This is a genomic window from Streptomyces sp. CBMA152, from assembly GCF_014596475.1.
Classification (GTDB): Bacteria; Actinomycetota; Actinomycetes; order Streptomycetales; family Streptomycetaceae; genus Streptomyces.
Genome location: NZ_MECJ01000024.1, coordinates 304,309 through 320,835, shown reverse-complemented (window position 1 = coordinate 320,835; position 16,527 = coordinate 304,309). Strand labels below are relative to the sequence as shown.

Sequence of the window (16,527 nt, the reverse complement as noted above, 5' to 3'; positions counted from 1 at the left end):
GGCGAGGACGCGCGCGTGGACGGCGGCGCGGCCCTGGGCGCCGGGACCGCCGAACCGCCGCCCGTCCCCGGGACCGGCGGCGCCGCGCACATGCCCCGGTGGCTGCCGCGTGCCATCGTGCTCGCGCTCGGGCTCTACGCCTGCTTCCAGCTCGGCAGCTGGGCGTTCCACCAGCTCATCGGGCTGCTGATCAACATTCTGATCTCGTTCTTCCTCGCCCTCGCGGTCGAGCCGGCCGTCAGCCGGATGTCCGCGCGCGGGATGCGCCGCGGGCTCGCCACCTTCCTGGTCTTCTTCGCGGTGTTCCTCGCCACGGTCGGGTTCGTCGTGCTGCTCGGCTCGATGCTGGCGGGCCAGATCGTCGACATGGTCGAGCACTTCCCGAAGTACCTCGACTCGGTGATCAGCTGGGTCAACCAGACCTTCCACACCGACCTCTCCCGGGTCGAGGTGCAGGACAGCGTGCTGCACTCGGACTGGCTGCAGAAGTACGTGCAGAACAGCGCGAGCGGTGTGCTCGATGTCTCGACCACCGTCCTCGGCGGGCTCTTCCGGCTGCTGACGATCTTCCTGTTCTCGTTCTACTTCGCGGCGGACGGGCCCCGACTGCGGCGCACCGTCTGCTCCATGCTGCCGCCGGCCCGCCAGGCCGAGGTGCTGCGCGCCTGGGAGATCGCGGTCGACAAGACCGGCGGCTACCTCTACTCGCGCGGTCTGATGGCGCTCATCTCCGGCGTCGCGCACTACATCCTGCTGCAGATCCTGGGCGTGCCGTACGCCCCGGTGCTCGGCGTCTGGGTGGGCCTGGTCTCCCAGTTCATCCCCACCATCGGTACGTATCTGGCGGGCGCCCTGCCGATGCTGGTCGCCTTCACCGTCGACCCCTGGTACGCGGTGTGGGTGCTCGGATTCGTCGTGGTCTACCAGCAGTTCGAGAACTACATGCTGCAGCCCAAGCTCACCGCCAGGACCGTCGACATCCACCCGGCGGTGGCCTTCGGCTCGGTCATCGCGGGCACCGCGCTGATGGGCGCGGTGGGCGCGCTGATCGCGATCCCGGCGGTCGCGACGCTCCAGGCGTTCCTGGGCGCCTATGTGAAGCGCTACGACGTGACGGACGACCCGCGGGTGCACGGCAGGCGCGAGCCGCGCGTGCGCGGTGGGGACTCGGCGTCGGCGCGGCTGCGGCGGGCGCTGGGGCGGGACGGGGCCGCCCAGCCGGTGTCGCCGACCGGCGGCGACGGGGTCTGAGCCGGGGGCCTTCCACGAGCCCGGACCGAGGGTCGCGGCGGGGTCGGGCGTGCCGCGTGGTGCGCTTGACACCAAAATCGAACATCCATTCAGATGGAGTCAGGGCCCTGTGTTTGCTTGGGTTCCGCCGGTTCGACGGCGGAGTTATCCACAGGCCGGGAGGGACTCCGGGGCCCATTGTCAGTGGCAGGGGTTAGCGTCTTTGACGTGAAGCGATCGACTCAAGCAAACCGGGTGGAACCCATGGCAGGAACCGACCGCGAGAAGGCGCTGGACGCCGCGCTCGCACAGATTGAACGGCAATTCGGCAAGGGCGCGGTGATGCGCCTGGGCGAGCGGCCGAACGAGCCCATCGAGGTCATCCCCACCGGGTCGACCGCGCTCGACGTGGCGCTCGGCGTCGGCGGGCTGCCGCGCGGCCGAGTGGTGGAGGTGTACGGACCGGAGTCCTCCGGTAAGACGACCCTGACGCTGCACGCGGTGGCGAACGCGCAGAAGGCCGGCGGCCAGGTCGCGTTCGTGGACGCGGAGCACGCGCTCGACCCCGAGTACGCGAAGAAGCTCGGCGTCGACATCGACAACCTGATCCTGTCCCAGCCGGACAACGGCGAGCAGGCTCTGGAGATCGTCGACATGCTGGTCCGCTCCGGCGCCCTCGACCTCATCGTCATCGACTCCGTCGCGGCCCTCGTGCCGCGCGCGGAGATCGAGGGCGAGATGGGCGACTCGCACGTGGGTCTGCAGGCCCGTCTGATGTCCCAGGCGCTCCGGAAGATCACCAGTGCGCTGAACCAGTCCAAGACCACCGCGATCTTCATCAACCAGCTCCGCGAGAAGATCGGCGTGATGTTCGGCTCGCCGGAGACCACGACCGGTGGCCGCGCGCTCAAGTTCTACGCCTCGGTGCGCCTCGACATCCGCCGTATCGAGACGCTGAAGGACGGCACCGACGCGGTCGGCAACCGCACCCGCGTCAAGGTCGTCAAGAACAAGGTCGCGCCGCCCTTCAAGCAGGCCGAGTTCGACATCCTGTACGGCCAGGGCATCAGCCGTGAGGGCGGCCTGATCGACATGGGCGTCGAGCACGGCTTCGTCCGCAAGGCCGGCGCCTGGTACACGTACGAGGGCGACCAGCTCGGCCAGGGCAAGGAGAACGCGCGCAACTTCCTGAAGGACAACCCCGATCTCGCCAATGAGATCGAGAAGAAGATCAAGGAGAAGCTGGGCGTCGGCGTCCGGCCCGAGGAGCCGAAGGCCGAGCCCGGCCAGGACGCGGCTGGAGCCCCGGAGGCGGAGGCGGCATCCGTGCCCGCTCCCGCCACCAAGGCCAAGACGGCCAAGGCCGCCGCTGCCAAGAGCTAGGCCATGACACGCAGGACCGAATGGGCCGAGCCGGACGGAGCGGGTCCCGAGCGGGCCCGGTCCGAGCGGCCGGGCCCGGGGCGGGCCGGCTCCCGACGGGCCGGCCCGGCGGGGACCGAGGGCGGTGCCGACTCGTCGAGGGCCGAGAAGGAACCGCCGCCGCAGGACCCGGCCGAGCGGGCGCGGGCGATCTGTCTGCGCCTGCTCACCGGGCAGCCCAGGACCCGTAAGCAACTGGCCGACGCCCTGAAGAAGCGGGAGATCCCCGACGAGGTCGCCGAGGAGGTGCTCTCGCGCTTCGAGGAGGTCGGGCTGATCAACGACGCGGCGTTCGCCGACGCCTGGGTGGAGTCCCGCCACCACGGGCGCGGCCTCGCCCGCCGTGCCCTGGCGCGCGAGCTCCGCACCAAGGGGGTGGAGTCCTCGGTCGTCGACGAGGCGGTCGGGCAGCTCGACTCCGACCAGGAGGAGGAGACCGCGCGGGAGCTGGTGGCCCGCAAGCTCCGCTCCACCCGGGGCCTGGACCGCGACCGCCGTATCCGCCGCCTTGCGGGCATGCTGGCCCGCAAGGGCTACCCGGAAGGCATGGCCCTACGGGTCGTCCGCCAGGCCCTGGAGGCCGAGGGCGAGGCGTCGGACGACTTGTACGAGACGTACTGAGGGGGGCGGGGCCCAGCGGGGGGCCTGGGGCCTACCCGCGCCGGGACGGAGGACGGGCCTCCGGCAGCCACGCCGGGCTTCGGCCCGCCCGAGCCGGGGCCGCCGCCCTCAGACAGCGCCCCTCAGCCCTCCGGTGCCACCACCGGCAGGCCCTCGGCGCGCCAGGACTGGAAGCCGCCCACCAGGTCCGTGGCGCGGTGGAGGCCCAACTGGCGCAGGGACGCGGCCGCGAGGCTCGACGCGTAGCCCTCGTTGCAGATCACCACGACCCGGAGGTCATGGCTGGTCGCCTCGGGGGCGCGGTGGCTGCCCTGGGGGTCCAGGCGCCACTCCAGCTCATTGCGCTCCACGACGAGCGCGCCGGGGATCAGCCCGTCCCGCTCGCGCAGCGCCGCGTAGCGGATGTCGACGAGCAGCGCCTCGCCCGCCCGCGCGGCGTCGTACGCCTGCCGGGCGCCGATCCGGTCGAGGCCGTCGCGGACCCGGTCCAGCAACTCGTCGATTCCCAGCGGCCGTTCACTCGCTCCGCTCACTGCCAGTCCTCCGGGCGCTCGACCTGCTCAAGGCGCAGCACCGCGCCCGTACGGCTGTAGCGCCGGATCAGCGGCAGGGGCGGATAGTAGGCGTGGACCGAGACGGTGTGCTCGGTCGTCGACTCGTTGCGGACCTCGTGCACATGGTGCGGTCCGAACGCTCGCCCCGTTCCGGCCGCCACACTCCGTGAACGGTCGAGGTCCTCCGCGAGTTCCAGCGTCTTCCATCCCTCGGTCGGCAACCTGGCCGCCAGGGATTCCTCCCTGAGCGTGCCCGCCGCCGTGGCGAAGGCGCCGTGCGAGCCGCCGTGGTCGTGCCAGCCGGTGCCGGTGCCGGGCGGCCAGCCGATCAGCCACGCCTCGCTGCCACCGGGACCGTCGAGCCGGATCCAGGTCCGGCCCTGCGGATCGAGCGGCAGGGAGGCCACCAGCGAGGCGTCGGCGGCGGTGCGGCGGGCGAAGTCGAGCAGATCCGCCTGGCTCGGCCCGGACGGCAGCGTCACGGAGGCGGAACCGGGCGTGGGGGAGTGCGGGGAAGGTGACACGGAGGACCGTCCTGGAGAGTTCGCGAGAACGCGCGTACGCCGGACAGCGGCCCGGCGGCGCGAGAAGGAGAGGGCGAATCAGCAGGACGGGCGACACACGCAGCCCGCGTAACGGACGAGGTCCATATGGACCCTCCGCCACAGGCGCACATCGGTGTCGGTCACGTTTCGGAGTACACCATGCGTGCCCGCGATGGTCAATTGACGTCCGCCGTACGGTCCTCCACGCGCGCGTGGGCGAGGGATCCGCCGCGCGCCGCGTCCGCCGCCGTGTACAGCTCGGCCGGCCACACCCCGCCGAACGCGGCCACCAGATGGCCGTCGGGGCGGACGAGCAGCACCGAGTGGGCGGCCGCGCCCGGGTACTCCTCGGCGACCAGCAGCTCGGCGTCCGCGGGCAGCGAGCCGACCGCCGCCGCCAGGCGCGGCATCACCCCGGCGGTCAGCCAGTGCCGCCGGTCCCAGACGCCGGTGCCGGGTGCGATCAGGACCACCAGGAGCCGCCCCCGGCCCAGCCGTTCGCGCAGCGCCACGGTGGAGCCGTCCGGCGCCGTCACCGGTACGTCCTCGACGGGCGCCCCCGGCGCCGTGCCGACCGGTGTGTGCGCCTCGGCGGGTGGGGGTGCGAGGGGGGAGTGCGGGTAGGAGGGGGGCGCGCCGAGCGGGCCGTGCCCCAAGTGGCCGTCCGCGAGCAGCGCGTCGTGGGCGCGCGCGGTGCCCGGGATGTACGCGCGCAGCCCGCCACCGCCGCGCAGCACCGGCAGCGCCTGGTCGGCGGCGCGCAGCCGGGCGGCCACGCTCGCGCGCCGCTCGGTCTGGTAGCTGTCGAGCAGCACCTCGGACGCCCCGTGGTGCCAGGCCTGGGCGAGCTTCCAGGCCAGGTTCGCGGCGTCCCGCAGCCCTTCGTCGAGCCCCTGGATGCCCACCGCGCCCAGCAGATGCGCGGCGTCCCCGGCGAGGAAGGCGCGGCGTACCCGCCAGCGCCGGGCGAGGCGGTGGTGCAGCGTGTACACACCGGTGTCGAGCAGCTCGAACGGCGGCGTCGTGCCGCACCAGCCGGCCAGGGTGTCGCGCAGCCGGCCCAACAGCGCGTCCGGCGTGACCAGTTCGGCGCGCGGCGGCAGCAGCCAGTCGATGCGCCACACCCCGTCCGGCAGCGGCCGGGCGGACACCTCGTCGCCACCGGTGCGCCAGGGCGGCAGCCGGTGCAGCAACGCCTCCTGGGGCCACGGCAGTTCGGTCCGCAGCGCCACCACGGCCTGGCGCTCCACCGCCGTACGACCGGCGAAACGGATGTCCAGGAGCTTGCGCACGGTGGAGCGGGCGCCGTCGCAGCCCACCAGGTAACTGCCGCGCCACCAGGTCGCGTCCGGCCCCACGGAGTGCGCGGCGACACCGCTCTCGTCCTGCTCCAGCGCGTCAAGGCGGCTGTGCGGCACCACCCGGACGAGGCCGGAGGCGGCCGCGGCGTCGCGCAGCCCGCGGGTCAGGGCGTGCTGCGGCAGGTGGACCGGGGACGGGCCGCCGTCGTGACCGTCTCCGAAGGAGACCTGTCGTTGCAGATGGCCCCGGCGCATGGCCCGCCAGCCCGTCCAGCGGGCGCTCTCGTCGCGTACCGTGGCGCTGCCGAGGCATTCGGCGAACGCGGCCGTGTCGGGCCGCAGGACGGCCGTACGGGCCGGTCGGGTCTCCTCGTGGCCGGAGCCCTCGTCCAGGACGACGCTGGGCACGCCCTGGGCGGCGAGCGAGAGGGCGAGCGCCAGTCCGACCGGGCCCGCGCCGACGACGATCACCGGGTCCACGGCGCGTCCCCTCCGGCCCGTCGGGACGGCTGGCAGGTGGCGCTGGGGACCCGGTGCACGATCACAGAACGTATGCAACCCACTGCGGGTGCTTGCGTCAAGTGACGGCGGCAGTGACGCGGTCGCCACTGCCTCACATACCGTCAGTTCGTCGTACCACCAGGCCCGTCGGGCACTCCCGCCCCGGCGCCCGCGATGGCGCCGACCGGGTCGGCGGCGGTCACGGGAGCGGCGGCCGCGCCCATCGTGATACCGGTCTTGGCGCGCCGCCCGCGCCGCTCGATCCAGGTGGCGAGCCCGGAGAGCGCCAGGCACATCGCCACGTAGATGGTGCCGATGACGACGATCGTCGAGACATACGGGTACTGGCCGTTGACCTGCGTGTTGCTGGCGATCAGCCGGGCCGTCTGGAGCAGTTCGGGGTACAGGATGATGAAGCCGAGCGAGGTGTCCTTGAGCGTGACCACCAGCTGGCTGATGATCGTCGGCAGCATCGCCCGGACCGCCTGCGGGATCAGCACGCTGGTCATGACCTGCGTCTTGCTCATGCCGAGTGCGTACGCCGCCTCGCGCTGGCCCTTGGGCACCGAGTTGACGCCCGCCCGCAGCACCTCGGCCTGGACGCAGCCGTTGTAGATCGACAGGCCGAGCGCGAGGGCCCACATCGAGTAGTCGGTGAGGAATCCGACCCAGACGGCGTAGATCGTGATCAGCAGCGGGATGGAGCGGAAGAGCTCGACGAACGCCGTCGCGGCCCAGCGGACGGGTCGGTGGTCGGAGAGCCGGGCGACCGCGAGGAGCACGCCGAGCACCAGCGACCCGACGGCCGCCAGGCCGAAGGCCTTCAGGGTGGCGACGACGCCGTCGGCGATGTTCTGCCGGATGCCCGCGTAGTTGAAGATGTCCCACATCTCGGGGGCGAGATGGCCCTTGTCCTTCAGCCGTACGACGCTGACCGCGAGCAGCGCGACGATGGCGAGGGAGCCGACGACGGCGTAGATCCGGTTGCGTACGACGGCCTTGGGGCCCGGGGCGTCGTAGAGAACGCTGGCGCTCATCGGGCGACCTCCATACGGCTCTCCAGCAGGCGGAAGGCGCCGCTGATGGCGAAGGTGACGACCAGGTAGCCGAGGGCGACCCAGACGAAGAGGGACGTGATGCCGTAGCCCTGGTCGCTCATCAGCTTCTGCCAGCCGAAGAGTTCGGTGACGCTGAAGGCGCCGGCGATCGCCGAGTTCTTGGTGAGCGCGATGAAGATCGAGCTCAGCGGCGGGATGACGGTCCTGGTGGCCTGCGGCAGCACGATCAGACGCAGGGTCTGCGTGAACGACATCCCGATCGAGCGGGCGGCCTCGGCCTGGCCCAGCGGGACGGTGTTGATGCCCGAGCGGACGGTCTCGCACACAAAGGAGGCGGTGTAGAAGCCGAGGGCGAGCGAGCCGAGCAGGAACGGGTCCATGCCGGGGAAGAAGATCTCCGGCACGACGAAGAAGAACACCAGGAAGAGCAGGGTCAGCGGGGTGTTGCGCAGCAGCGTCACCCAGGCGGTGCCGAAGAACCGCAGCGGCGGCACCGGAGAGACCCGGAATCCGGCCAGCAGCAGGCCGAGGACCAGCGCGATGACCGAACTGACGGCGGTGATCTCCACGGTTCCTATGAAGCCGTCACGGAATTCCGAGAAGTTGTCGAGCAGTACGTTCATGAGGTCTCCGCGTCGGCGGGCGTCGGCTGGGCGGGCAGGGCCGTCAGCGCCCTCTACGCGCGCGTAGAGGGCGCTTCGGCAGCGGGTGGGGTCAGTAGCGCTGGACGGCCGGCGGGTCGACGTAGGTGGCGTTGGACAGGCCGAGCGTCGCCTCGTAGATCTTCTTGTAGGTGCCGTCCTGGACGTGCTTCTCGATGGCGCTGTCGATGAAGTCGCGCAGCGCCTTGTCGTCCTTGTTCATGCCGATGCCGTACGGCTCCTGCGTGAACGGGTGGCCGGTCACCTTGAGCTTGCCGGAGTTGGCGGCGGCGTAGCCCTTGAGGATCGCGTCGTCGGTGGTGACCGCGTCGACCTGCTTGGTGAGCAACTGCTGTACGCAGTCGGAGTACTTGGCGAGCTCCACGACCTTCGCGCCGTACTCCGGCTTCTTGATCTCCTGGAGCGGGGTGGAGCCGACGATCGAGCAGACCTTCTTGCCCTTGACGGTCGACTTGTCGGTGATCGCCGTCTCGTCCTTGCGCACCAGCAGGTCGGCGCCCGCCTTGTAGTACGGGCCCGCGAAACCGACCAGCTTCTTGCGCTTGTCGTTGATCGTGTACGTACCGACGTAGTAGTCGACCTGGCCCTTGGAGATCGCGGTCTCGCGGATGCCGGAGTCGACGGTCTTCCACTCGATCTGGTCGGCCGTGAAGCCCAGGTCGGCGGCGATCATCTTGGCGATCTCGACGTCGAACCCGGAGCGCACCTTGGTCGACTGGTCCTCGAAGCCGAGGTACGGCTGGTCGGCCTTGGAGCCGATGACCAGCTTGCCGCGGGCCTTGGCGGCCTTGAAGGTCGGGGAGTCGAGGGTGACGTCCTTGGCGACCGTGTACGTGGGCAGCTGCGGGGCACCCGACTGGCCGGGCTTGGCGGCCTGCTTGTCGCCCGCGGAGCCGGACTTGCCGCCGCAGGCGGTCGCGGTCAGCGCGAGCACAGCGATCGCCGCGACGGCGGCGGACTGGCGGAGCTTCATGTGAACATCCCTACGTATCGCTTGAAACACTCAGGTCGTGGGGCCGCCGGCGGTGACGTCGTGGCGGCGGAGCTGCCCGGGGCAGTCGCTTCTTTGAAGAAGCGCGCGCCTCAGTGGTGGAGGATCTTCGACAGGAAGTCCTTGGCCCGGTCGCTGCGGGGGTTGCTGAAGAACTGGTCGGGCGCGGCCTCTTCGACGATCCGGCCGTCGGCCATGAACACGACCCGGTTGGCGGCGGAGCGGGCGAAGCCCATCTCATGGGTGACGACGATCATCGTCATGCCGTCGCGCGCCAGCTGCTGCATGACCTCGAGGACCTCGTTGATCATCTCGGGGTCGAGCGCCGAGGTGGGCTCGTCGAAGAGCATGACCTTCGGGTCCATCGCCAACGCGCGCGCGATGGCGACGCGTTGCTGCTGGCCGCCGGAGAGCTGCGCGGGGTACTTGTCCGCCTGGGTGCCGACGCCGACCCGGTCGAGCAGCGCGCGGCCCTTCTCCTCGGCCTGCTTCTTCTCCGTCCGGCGGACCTTGGTCTGGCCCAGCATGACGTTCTCCAGCACGGTCTTGTGCGCGAAGAGGTTGAACGACTGGAAGACCATGCCGACGTCGGCGCGGAGCCGGGCCAGCTCGCGGCCCTCCTGGGGGAGCGGCTTCCCGTCGATCGATATCGCCCCGGAGTCGATCGTCTCCAGGCGGTTGATGGTGCGGCACAGGGTGGACTTGCCGGACCCGGAGGGCCCGATCACCACCACGACCTCGCCGCGCGCGATCGTCAGGTCGATGTCCTGGAGCACGTGCAGCGCGCCGAAGTGCTTGTTGACGTTGCTCAGCACGACCAGGTCGCCCGACGCGGGTACGGCGTCCTCGGCGTCCTTGGCCACTGATACTCCGCTCATCGGCTTTCCAGCTCCGCTCTTCCTTGGTTGGGGAGGAACGTAATGCGCCGCCACGACCAGCGTCATCACATCTGAGCGGAACTTGAGCATCACGATCGGGTAGCGGGGTGGCACTCTCCGTGAAGGGGGCGCGCGATGCAATACCGGCTGCGTAACGGATACCGCGCTCCGGTGGGCGCCCCCTTGACTCACACCGCCGGGATGGGCGTGGATGCGGGGGTACATGCCTGGCGGGGACCACGGAAGGGGGGACGATGAGACTGCTGCTCGTCGAGGACGACGACCATGTCGCCGCGGCCCTGTCCGCCGTGCTCGCCAAGCACGGCTTCGCCGTGGTGCACGCGCGCAACGGCGAGGAGGCGCTGCGGGCGCTGCTGCCCGACGACCGCGCGCCCAAGGACCCCTTCGCGGTCGTCCTGCTCGACCTCGGACTGCCCGACCAGGACGGCTACGAGGTCTGCGGCAAGATCCGCAAGCGCACCGCCATCCCGGTGATCATGGTCACCGCGCGCGCGGACGTCCGCTCGCGCATCCACGGGCTGAACCTCGGCGCCGACGACTACGTTGTCAAGCCGTACGACACCGGCGAGCTCCTGGCCCGTATCCACGCGGTCAGCCGGCGCACCACGGCGGGCGAGGACACCGGGGCGCTGCCCGCCGTGGCCCTGCGGCTCGGGCCGGTCCACATCGAGCTGCCGACCCGCCGGGTCAGCGTCGACGGCGAGAGCGTCCAGCTCACCCGCAAGGAGTTCGACCTGCTCGCGCTGCTCGCGCAGCGGCCCGGGGTGGTCTTTAGGCGCGAGCAGATCATCAGCGAGGTGTGGCGCACCAGTTGGGAGGGGACCGGGCGCACCCTGGAAGTGCATGTCGCGTCCCTGCGTTCCAAGCTGCGGATGCCCGCCCTGATCGAGACCGTGCGCGGCGTGGGCTACCGGCTCGTCGCACCGGCCGCGCTGTAAGGCCCGACGTCCGCGGTGCGCGCCCGACTTCTCCCGCTGCTGATCTTCCTGCTCGCGCTCGTCCTGATGGCGCTGGGCTTCCCGCTCGCGATCAGTGTGGCCGCCGCCGAGCAGCAGAAGGTGGTCGTCGACCGCATCGACGACACCGCCCGCTTCTCGGCGCTCGCCCAGTTCGTCAGCGCCGCCGACGACAAGGACCCCAGCAGCAAGGAGCGGCTCACCACGCTGGTGGAGGAACTCGCCCGCTACCACGACCTGTACGGGATCCGCGCGGGCGTGTTCTTCCGCAACGGCGTCGCCATGGCGAGCTCGCCCGGCGACTGGGGCGTGCCGGACGACAGCAAGGGCGGCGACGCCTTCCAGGAGGCGCTGGCGGGCCGCCGCAGCCACGACCCGCCCCAGGTGTGGCCGTGGCAGCGCGGACGCCTCGTGGTGGCCTCCCCGGTCGTACGGGAGGGCGATGTGATCGCGGTGGTGGTCACCGACTCGCCCACCGGGCACATGCGTTCGCGCGTGCTGCGGTCCTGGCTGCTGATCGCGGCGGGCGAGGTGGCGGCGATGCTGCTCGCGGTCGGCGCGGCCTTCCGACTGACCAGTTGGGTGCTGCGGCCCGTACGGGTCCTGGACGCGGCCGCCCACGGCATAGCGACCGGACGGATGAAGTCGCGGGTCGCGGCGGCCGGCGGACCCCCGGAACTCAGAAGGCTGGCCCGGTCGTTCAACGAGATGGCGGACAACGTCGAGGACGTACTGGACCAGCAGCGCGCCTTCGTCGCCGACGCCTCCCACCAGTTGCGCAACCCGCTCTCCGCGCTGCTCCTGCGCATCGAGCTCCTCGCGCTCGAACTCCCCGAGGGCAACGAGGAGATCGCCTCCGTGCAGGCCGAGGGCAAGCGCCTGGCCCAGGTCCTCGACGACTTGCTGGGCCTGGCGCTGGCCGAGCACGCCGAGGCGGACCTCCGGCTGACCGATGTGGGCGCGCTGGCGGGCGAGCGGGTCGAGGCATGGCGCCCGCTCGCCGAGGACCGGGGCGTCCACCTGGTCGAGAAGCGGGCCGCCGTCACCGGGTGGGCGGACCCGGTGGCGCTCTCCAGCGCGCTGGACGCCGTCATCGACAACGCGTTGAAGTTCACTCCGGCGGGTGAGGAGGTCAGCGTCGCCGTCGCGGCCGACGGCGAGTTCTCCCGGATCACGGTGACCGACCGCGGTCCGGGCCTGTCCGACGACGAGCTGAGCCGGATCGGCGACCGCTTCTGGCGCGCGGGCCGCCACCAGAACGTGAAGGGCTCGGGCCTTGGCCTGTCCATCTCCCGCACGCTGCTCGCCGCGGGCGACGCCACCATCGCGTACGCCCACAACGAGCCGCACGGCCTGCGGGTGACGGTCAGCGTGCCGCGCACCTCATCGACGGGCTGAATCCAGGCCCGCCGTTTTCGTCGGGCAATGCGGGTTTACGGCTTGGCCGACAGGTAATAGCGGCGGGCACCGTCGTGCAGCGGCAGAGGGTCCGTGTAGATGGCGGTGCGCAGATCCACGAGCTGGGCGGCGTGCACCTCGCGGCCGATCACGTCCCGGCTGCGGATCACCGTATGGGTGAACTCCTCGGTCAGCCCCGCGTCGGTGCGGTCGGTGGTGACGAGCAGGTTCGCTATGGCGATCGTCGGTACGGCGGTGCCGCGCTGGGCCTGCGGATAGGCGTCGGCGGGCATGGTCGCGGGCCGGTAGAAGCCGGTGGTGCCGTCCTCCGCGTGCAGCGCGGCGACCAGGTCGTCCAGCGGCACGAGCCGGATCTGGTCCTCCTCGGACAGCAGCCGCACCGCCGAGGTGGGCAGCCCGCCGGACCAGAAGAACGCGTCGATCTTCCCGCTGCGCAGCAGGTCCGGCATGGTGTCGATGCCCGCCGAGACCGGGGTGATGTCCCGGGCCGGGTCCAGCTTGGCGGCCGTCAGCAGCCGGTCCGCGAGCAGCCGCACCCCGGAGCCCGCCTGGCCGACACCGACCCGCCGGGAGCGCAGGTCCGCCGTCGTGCGCACCGGTGAGTCACGCGGCACCACCAGCTGGACGTAGTCGTCGTACAGCCGGGCGCAGCCGCGCAGTCGGTCGGCGCCGGGGCTGCCGTCGCGGCGGTACTTGTCGACGGCGTCGGCGGTGGCGATGGTGAAGTCGGCCTGACCGGTGGCCACCCGCTGGAGGTTCTGCTGGGAGCCCTCACTGGTCTGCAGCTTGATCCGCACATCGGGCAGATCGTCGGCGAGCGCCCGCTGAAGGAGCTCCCCGTAACGCTGGTAGACACCGGTCCGTACGCCCGTACTGAACGTGATCGTCCCCGACGGCTGGGACGCCCCGAAGGGCAGCAGCCACCACAGCAGCATCCCCAACACCACCAGGGCGGCTACCGCCCCCTGGAGGGCACGGCGGCGGCTGACGCGGGGGAGGGCCTGGAGCATGGCGCGATCCTGCCAGCTCACTCCCCGTAATGGCCAGGCCCCCGGTCGGGCAATGCGGGGCGGCGGGCGGTCGCGACCTCGTACCCTGGTGTACGAGATGAGCGAGGTAGAGGGTTTGAAAACGTACGAGGTGCGCACCTACGGGTGCCAGATGAACGTGCACGACTCCGAGCGGCTGTCGGGCCTCCTGGAGGACGCGGGCTACGTACGCGCGCCCGAGGGCGCCGACGGTGACGCCGACGTCGTCGTCTTCAACACCTGCGCGGTGCGGGAGAACGCCGACAACAAGCTGTACGGCAATCTCGGCCGGCTCGCCCCGATGAAGACGAAGCGGCCCGGGATGCAGATCGCCGTCGGCGGCTGCCTCGCCCAGAAGGACCGCGACACCATCGTGCAGCGGGCGCCCTGGGTCGACGTCGTCTTCGGCACGCACAACATCGGCAAGCTGCCGGTGCTCCTTGAGCGCGCCCGCATCCAGGAAGAGGCGCAGGTCGAGATCGCCGAGTCGCTGGAGGCGTTCCCCTCGACGCTGCCGACCCGCCGCGAGTCCGCCTACGCCGCCTGGGTCTCCATCTCCGTCGGCTGCAACAACACCTGCACCTTCTGCATCGTCCCGGCGCTGCGCGGCAAGGAGAAGGACCGCCGTCCCGGCGACATCCTCGCCGAGGTCGAGGCGCTGGTCGCCGAGGGCGTCTCCGAGATCACCCTGCTCGGCCAGAACGTCAACGCGTACGGCTCGGACATCGGCGACCGCGAGGCGTTCTCCAAGCTGCTGCGCGCCTGCGGGAACATCGAGGGCCTGGAGCGGGTCCGCTTCACCTCGCCGCACCCGCGCGACTTCACGGACGACGTGATCGCCGCGATGGCCGAGACCCCGAACGTGATGCCGCAGCTGCACATGCCGCTGCAGTCCGGCTCGGACACGGTCCTGAAGGCGATGCGCCGCTCGTACCGGCAGGAGCGTTTCCTCGGGATCATCGAGAAGGTCCGCGCGGCCATTCCGCACGCGGCCATCTCCACCGACATCATCGTGGGCTTCCCCGGCGAGACCGAGGAGGACTTCGAGCAGACCATGCACGCGGTCCGCGAGGCCCGCTTCGCGAACGCCTTCACCTTCCAGTACTCCAAGCGCCCCGGCACGCCCGCGGCGACCATGGACGGGCAGATCCCCAAGGAGGTCGTGCAGGCGCGTTACGAGCGTCTGGTCGCCCTCCAGGAGGAGATCTCCTGGGAGGAGAACAAGAAGCAGGTCGGCCGCACCCTGGAGGTCATGGTCGCCGAGGGCGAGGGCCGCAAGGACGGCAGCACGCACCGCCTCTCCGGCCGCGCCCCCGACAACCGGCTGGTCCACTTCACCAAGCCGGAGCAGGACGTGCGCCCCGGTGACGTGGTGACCGTCGAGATCACCTACGCCGCCCCGCACCACCTGCTCGCCGAGGGCCCGACGGCGGCCGTGCGCCGCACCCGCGCGGGCGACGCGTGGGAGAAGCGCAATGCCGCCCCGGCGCAGCCCGCCGGAGTCCTGCTGGGCCTGCCGAAGATCGGCGTCCCCGAGCCGCTGCCGGCGGCGACGCGCGGTTGCAGCGTCCTCTGACGGCGGTAGGTCGCCTCATCGATAAGTCGGTACGGCAGTACCTCTTCACGCGCGCGTAGCCGCGGCCCTGGAGCCAGGCCACGCCTACGCGCGCGTGGCCGTTTGCGGGAGGCGGTCGCCATGCGCGCGTAGGCGTGGTTCCGCGGCCGTCACCCCCGCGCGCGTGGCCGGTTCCCGGTGGCCATACCGCGCGGCGGCGCGGGCGCACCCACTACGCTGCGGATCATGCTCGTAGCCGCCGCCGTCTGCCCCTGTCCGCCGCTTCTGGTGCCCGCGGTCGCCGCCGGTGCCGCGCCCGAGCTCGACGCGGCGCGGGCCGCCTGTGCCGACGCGGTCGGGCTGCTCGCCGCCTCCCGGCCCGATCTGCTGGTCGTGGTCGGTCCCGCCGACCAGGACGGGCGCGGGCCGCATCCGCAGGGCGCACCCGGGTCCTTCGCGGGCTTCGGGGTCGACCTGCGGGTCCGGCTCGGCGCCTCGGAACCCGACGCCGACGCGCGCGAGGAGCGGGAGCTGCCGTCCTCCCTTGCCGTCGCCGCGTGGCTGCTCGAACGCGCCGACTGGTCGGACGCGCCGGTGGAGGGCCTGGGCGTCGGCGAGCCGCTGGAAGCGGTGCGCTGCGCGACGGCGGGCCGTGAACTAGGGGGCAGGGCCGACCGGGTGGCCCTGCTCGTCATGGGCGACGGCAGTGCCTGCCGCACCCTGAAGGCCCCCGGCTACCTGGACGAACGCGCGGCCGCCTTCGACGAAGGGGTGGCGAACGCGCTGGGCGCCGCCGACACGCGCGCGTTGATGGCGCTGGACACCGAGCTCGCGTACGAGCTGAAGGCCGCCGGCCGGGCCCCCTGGCAGGTCCTCGCGGGCGCCGCCGAGGGCACGGATCTGGCGGGCCGACTGCTGTACGACGACGCGCCCTACGGCGTGGGGTACTTCGTCGCCGTCTGGTCCTGACGGGGCGACACGCGCGGCCGGGCACCCGCCCGAAGGCAACGAAGGCAACGCAGGCACCTGGGACAGCACACGGGGACGGCCGCGGAGCCCAAGTGCTCCGCGGCCGTCCCCGAGGTGATCAGGACGCCGTCGGCGGTTTCCCGTCGTCGTCCTTGTGCGCGATCCGGTCCAGGGCTTCCTTCGCCTTCCCGGTACCCGATTCGATCTTGTCGCTGTACTTGCCCTTGGTCTTGTCGTCGACCGTCTTGGCGACCTTTTCGAGCCCCTGCCCGATCTTGTCCTCGTGCTGCTGCGCGAAGTCCGAGACCTTGTCCTTGGCGGGGGCCAGCTTGGCCTTCAGGTTGTCCAGGAAGCCCATGTGGTCACCTTCCCTCTGCCCTCGTCTCGGGGTCGGTGATACGCCCTCGACTCGGGGACCGTGCGGAGTACATTTCTACATCAGCCTACTTGCGGGCGCCCTCACCGGCCTCGTTGTCCGCCGCCTCCTCCGCAGACTGCTGCTTCGGAATCTCCACGCCCTCGCCGGCCGCGGCCTCGGCGGGTTCGTCCGCGGCTGCCTCCGCGGTGGCCTCGGACGACTCCGAGACCTCGGCCTCGTCCTCCGCGGCCGCCTCGGCCGTCAGGGTGGCGGACTTGACCTCCTCGGTTGACTCCGCGACAGCCTCTTCGGCCTTGCGGCGAAACCTTGAAAAAACACCCATATCTACTCCATAGCGTACTCGTGTGGGCGAAATCCCGCGCCATCCGGAGCGCCTCATTGCGTCGCCCGGGGCTACCGGTTCGGCAAACCGGCGGTCGGAACCTCGCAACAGGCAA

Annotated in this window: 18 protein-coding genes; 7 read left to right on the top strand and 11 right to left on the bottom strand. The window is 71.4% G+C overall.

All coding sequences use genetic code 11. The features are described 5' to 3' along the window. Nucleotides 1-90: 90 nt before the first annotated feature. From BG418_RS21340 to recX, 3 genes are all read left to right on the top strand, one after another. Nucleotides 91-1,251, top strand: a complete 1,161-nt coding sequence (locus tag BG418_RS21340) for an AI-2E family transporter (RefSeq protein ID WP_188275574.1) — start codon at nucleotides 91-93, stop codon at nucleotides 1,249-1,251. Between the two features lie 243 nt (nucleotides 1,252-1,494). Further along, nucleotides 1,495-2,613 (top strand): recombinase RecA, encoded by a 1,119-nt coding sequence (gene recA, locus BG418_RS21335; protein WP_188275538.1) that lies wholly within the window; start codon nucleotides 1,495-1,497, stop codon nucleotides 2,611-2,613. 3 nt (nucleotides 2,614-2,616) lie between these two features. After that, a complete protein-coding gene (recX, locus tag BG418_RS21330) occupies nucleotides 2,617-3,273 on the top strand; it encodes a recombination regulator RecX (RefSeq protein WP_188275537.1) in 657 nt (218 codons plus the stop codon). A 122-nt stretch (nucleotides 3,274-3,395) separates the two neighbouring features. Here recX and BG418_RS21325 read toward each other — a convergent pair whose 3' ends face one another. From BG418_RS21325 to BG418_RS21295, 8 genes are all read right to left on the bottom strand, one after another. Continuing rightward, a complete protein-coding gene (locus BG418_RS21325) occupies nucleotides 3,396-3,806 on the bottom strand; it encodes a rhodanese-like domain-containing protein (RefSeq protein ID WP_188275536.1) in 411 nt (136 codons plus the stop codon). Beyond that, nucleotides 3,803-4,351, bottom strand: a complete 549-nt coding sequence (locus BG418_RS21320; RefSeq protein ID WP_188275535.1) for a cysteine dioxygenase — start codon at nucleotides 4,349-4,351, stop codon at nucleotides 3,803-3,805. Before BG418_RS21320 ends, BG418_RS21325 begins: the two co-directional genes overlap by 4 nt. A 78-nt stretch (nucleotides 4,352-4,429) precedes the next feature. Further along, nucleotides 4,430-4,501: a putative leader peptide gene (locus BG418_RS40930; protein WP_309544753.1), complete on the bottom strand. Its 72-nt coding sequence runs from the start codon at nucleotides 4,499-4,501 to the stop codon at nucleotides 4,430-4,432. Nucleotides 4,502-4,548: 47 nt separating this feature from the next. Then, a complete protein-coding gene (locus BG418_RS21315) occupies nucleotides 4,549-6,153 on the bottom strand; it encodes an FAD-dependent monooxygenase (RefSeq protein WP_188275534.1) in 1,605 nt (534 codons plus the stop codon). Nucleotides 6,154-6,296: 143 nt separating this feature from the next. Beyond that, nucleotides 6,297-7,211 carry an amino acid ABC transporter permease gene (locus tag BG418_RS21310; RefSeq protein WP_188275533.1) on the bottom strand — a complete coding sequence of 305 codons (915 nt, stop codon included), beginning with the start codon at nucleotides 7,209-7,211 and terminating at the stop codon, nucleotides 6,297-6,299. After that, nucleotides 7,208-7,855 carry an amino acid ABC transporter permease gene (locus tag BG418_RS21305; protein ID WP_188275532.1) on the bottom strand — a complete coding sequence of 216 codons (648 nt, stop codon included), beginning with the start codon at nucleotides 7,853-7,855 and terminating at the stop codon, nucleotides 7,208-7,210. Before BG418_RS21305 ends, BG418_RS21310 begins: the two co-directional genes overlap by 4 nt. A 91-nt stretch (nucleotides 7,856-7,946) precedes the next feature. Next, on the bottom strand, nucleotides 7,947-8,867 hold the full coding sequence (locus BG418_RS21300; protein ID WP_188275531.1) for a glutamate ABC transporter substrate-binding protein: 921 nt from the start codon (nucleotides 8,865-8,867) through the stop codon (nucleotides 7,947-7,949). 110 nt (nucleotides 8,868-8,977) lie between these two features. Beyond that, a complete protein-coding gene (locus BG418_RS21295) occupies nucleotides 8,978-9,763 on the bottom strand; it encodes an amino acid ABC transporter ATP-binding protein (protein ID WP_188275530.1) in 786 nt (261 codons plus the stop codon). Nucleotides 9,764-10,017: 254 nt separating this feature from the next. On the opposite strand from BG418_RS21295, the gene BG418_RS21290 reads away from it, so the two are divergent. Both BG418_RS21290 and BG418_RS21285 read left to right on the top strand, forming a co-directional pair. Next, nucleotides 10,018-10,722, top strand: coding sequence for a response regulator transcription factor (locus BG418_RS21290; RefSeq protein WP_188275529.1), 705 nt, complete (start codon nucleotides 10,018-10,020; stop codon nucleotides 10,720-10,722). A 15-nt stretch (nucleotides 10,723-10,737) separates the two neighbouring features. After that, nucleotides 10,738-12,138, top strand: coding sequence for a HAMP domain-containing sensor histidine kinase (locus BG418_RS21285; RefSeq protein WP_188275528.1), 1,401 nt, complete (start codon nucleotides 10,738-10,740; stop codon nucleotides 12,136-12,138). 35 nt (nucleotides 12,139-12,173) lie between these two features. Here BG418_RS21285 and BG418_RS21280 read toward each other — a convergent pair whose 3' ends face one another. Further along, nucleotides 12,174-13,169 (bottom strand): TAXI family TRAP transporter solute-binding subunit, encoded by a 996-nt coding sequence (locus BG418_RS21280; RefSeq protein WP_188275527.1) that lies wholly within the window; start codon nucleotides 13,167-13,169, stop codon nucleotides 12,174-12,176. Nucleotides 13,170-13,266: 97 nt separating this feature from the next. Between BG418_RS21280 and miaB the strand changes: the two genes are divergently transcribed. Continuing rightward, entirely contained in the window at nucleotides 13,267-14,763 is a 1,497-nt protein-coding gene (miaB, locus tag BG418_RS21275) for a tRNA (N6-isopentenyl adenosine(37)-C2)-methylthiotransferase MiaB (RefSeq protein ID WP_188275526.1), read from the top strand. Between the two features lie 225 nt (nucleotides 14,764-14,988). Beyond that, complete coding sequence (locus BG418_RS21270; RefSeq protein WP_188275525.1) at nucleotides 14,989-15,711, top strand: class III extradiol dioxygenase subunit B-like domain-containing protein; 723 nt, start codon at nucleotides 14,989-14,991, stop codon at nucleotides 15,709-15,711. 118 nt (nucleotides 15,712-15,829) lie between these two features. Here BG418_RS21270 and BG418_RS21265 read toward each other — a convergent pair whose 3' ends face one another. Both BG418_RS21265 and BG418_RS21260 read right to left on the bottom strand, forming a co-directional pair. Next, nucleotides 15,830-16,069 (bottom strand): antitoxin, encoded by a 240-nt coding sequence (locus BG418_RS21265; protein WP_188275524.1) that lies wholly within the window; start codon nucleotides 16,067-16,069, stop codon nucleotides 15,830-15,832. Nucleotides 16,070-16,154: 85 nt separating this feature from the next. Beyond that, nucleotides 16,155-16,412, bottom strand: coding sequence for a gliding motility protein (locus BG418_RS21260; protein WP_188275523.1), 258 nt, complete (start codon nucleotides 16,410-16,412; stop codon nucleotides 16,155-16,157). Nucleotides 16,413-16,527: the final 115 nt, after the last annotated feature.

What these genes read in the sequence shown, in the direction of transcription:
- BG418_RS21270 (WP_188275525.1), top strand. Translation starts at nt 14,989, where the DNA reads ATGCTCGTAGCCGCCGCCGTCTGCCCCTGTCCGCCGCTTCTGGTGCCC.
- BG418_RS21340 (WP_188275574.1), top strand. Translation starts at nt 91, where the DNA reads ATGCCCCGGTGGCTGCCGCGTGCCATCGTGCTCGCGCTCGGGCTCTAC.
- BG418_RS21265 (WP_188275524.1), bottom strand. Translation starts at nt 16,069, where the DNA reads ATGGGCTTCCTGGACAACCTGAAGGCCAAGCTGGCCCCCGCCAAGGAC.
- recX (WP_188275537.1), top strand. Translation starts at nt 2,617, where the DNA reads ATGACACGCAGGACCGAATGGGCCGAGCCGGACGGAGCGGGTCCCGAG.
- BG418_RS21300 (WP_188275531.1), bottom strand. Translation starts at nt 8,867, where the DNA reads ATGAAGCTCCGCCAGTCCGCCGCCGTCGCGGCGATCGCTGTGCTCGCG.
- miaB (WP_188275526.1), top strand. Translation starts at nt 13,267, where the DNA reads ATGAGCGAGGTAGAGGGTTTGAAAACGTACGAGGTGCGCACCTACGGG.
- BG418_RS21260 (WP_188275523.1), bottom strand. Translation starts at nt 16,412, where the DNA reads ATGGGTGTTTTTTCAAGGTTTCGCCGCAAGGCCGAAGAGGCTGTCGCG.
- BG418_RS21280 (WP_188275527.1), bottom strand. Translation starts at nt 13,169, where the DNA reads ATGCTCCAGGCCCTCCCCCGCGTCAGCCGCCGCCGTGCCCTCCAGGGG.
- BG418_RS21290 (WP_188275529.1), top strand. Translation starts at nt 10,018, where the DNA reads ATGAGACTGCTGCTCGTCGAGGACGACGACCATGTCGCCGCGGCCCTG.
- BG418_RS21310 (WP_188275533.1), bottom strand. Translation starts at nt 7,211, where the DNA reads ATGAGCGCCAGCGTTCTCTACGACGCCCCGGGCCCCAAGGCCGTCGTA.
- BG418_RS21295 (WP_188275530.1), bottom strand. Translation starts at nt 9,763, where the DNA reads ATGAGCGGAGTATCAGTGGCCAAGGACGCCGAGGACGCCGTACCCGCG.
- BG418_RS21305 (WP_188275532.1), bottom strand. Translation starts at nt 7,855, where the DNA reads ATGAACGTACTGCTCGACAACTTCTCGGAATTCCGTGACGGCTTCATA.
- recA (WP_188275538.1), top strand. Translation starts at nt 1,495, where the DNA reads ATGGCAGGAACCGACCGCGAGAAGGCGCTGGACGCCGCGCTCGCACAG.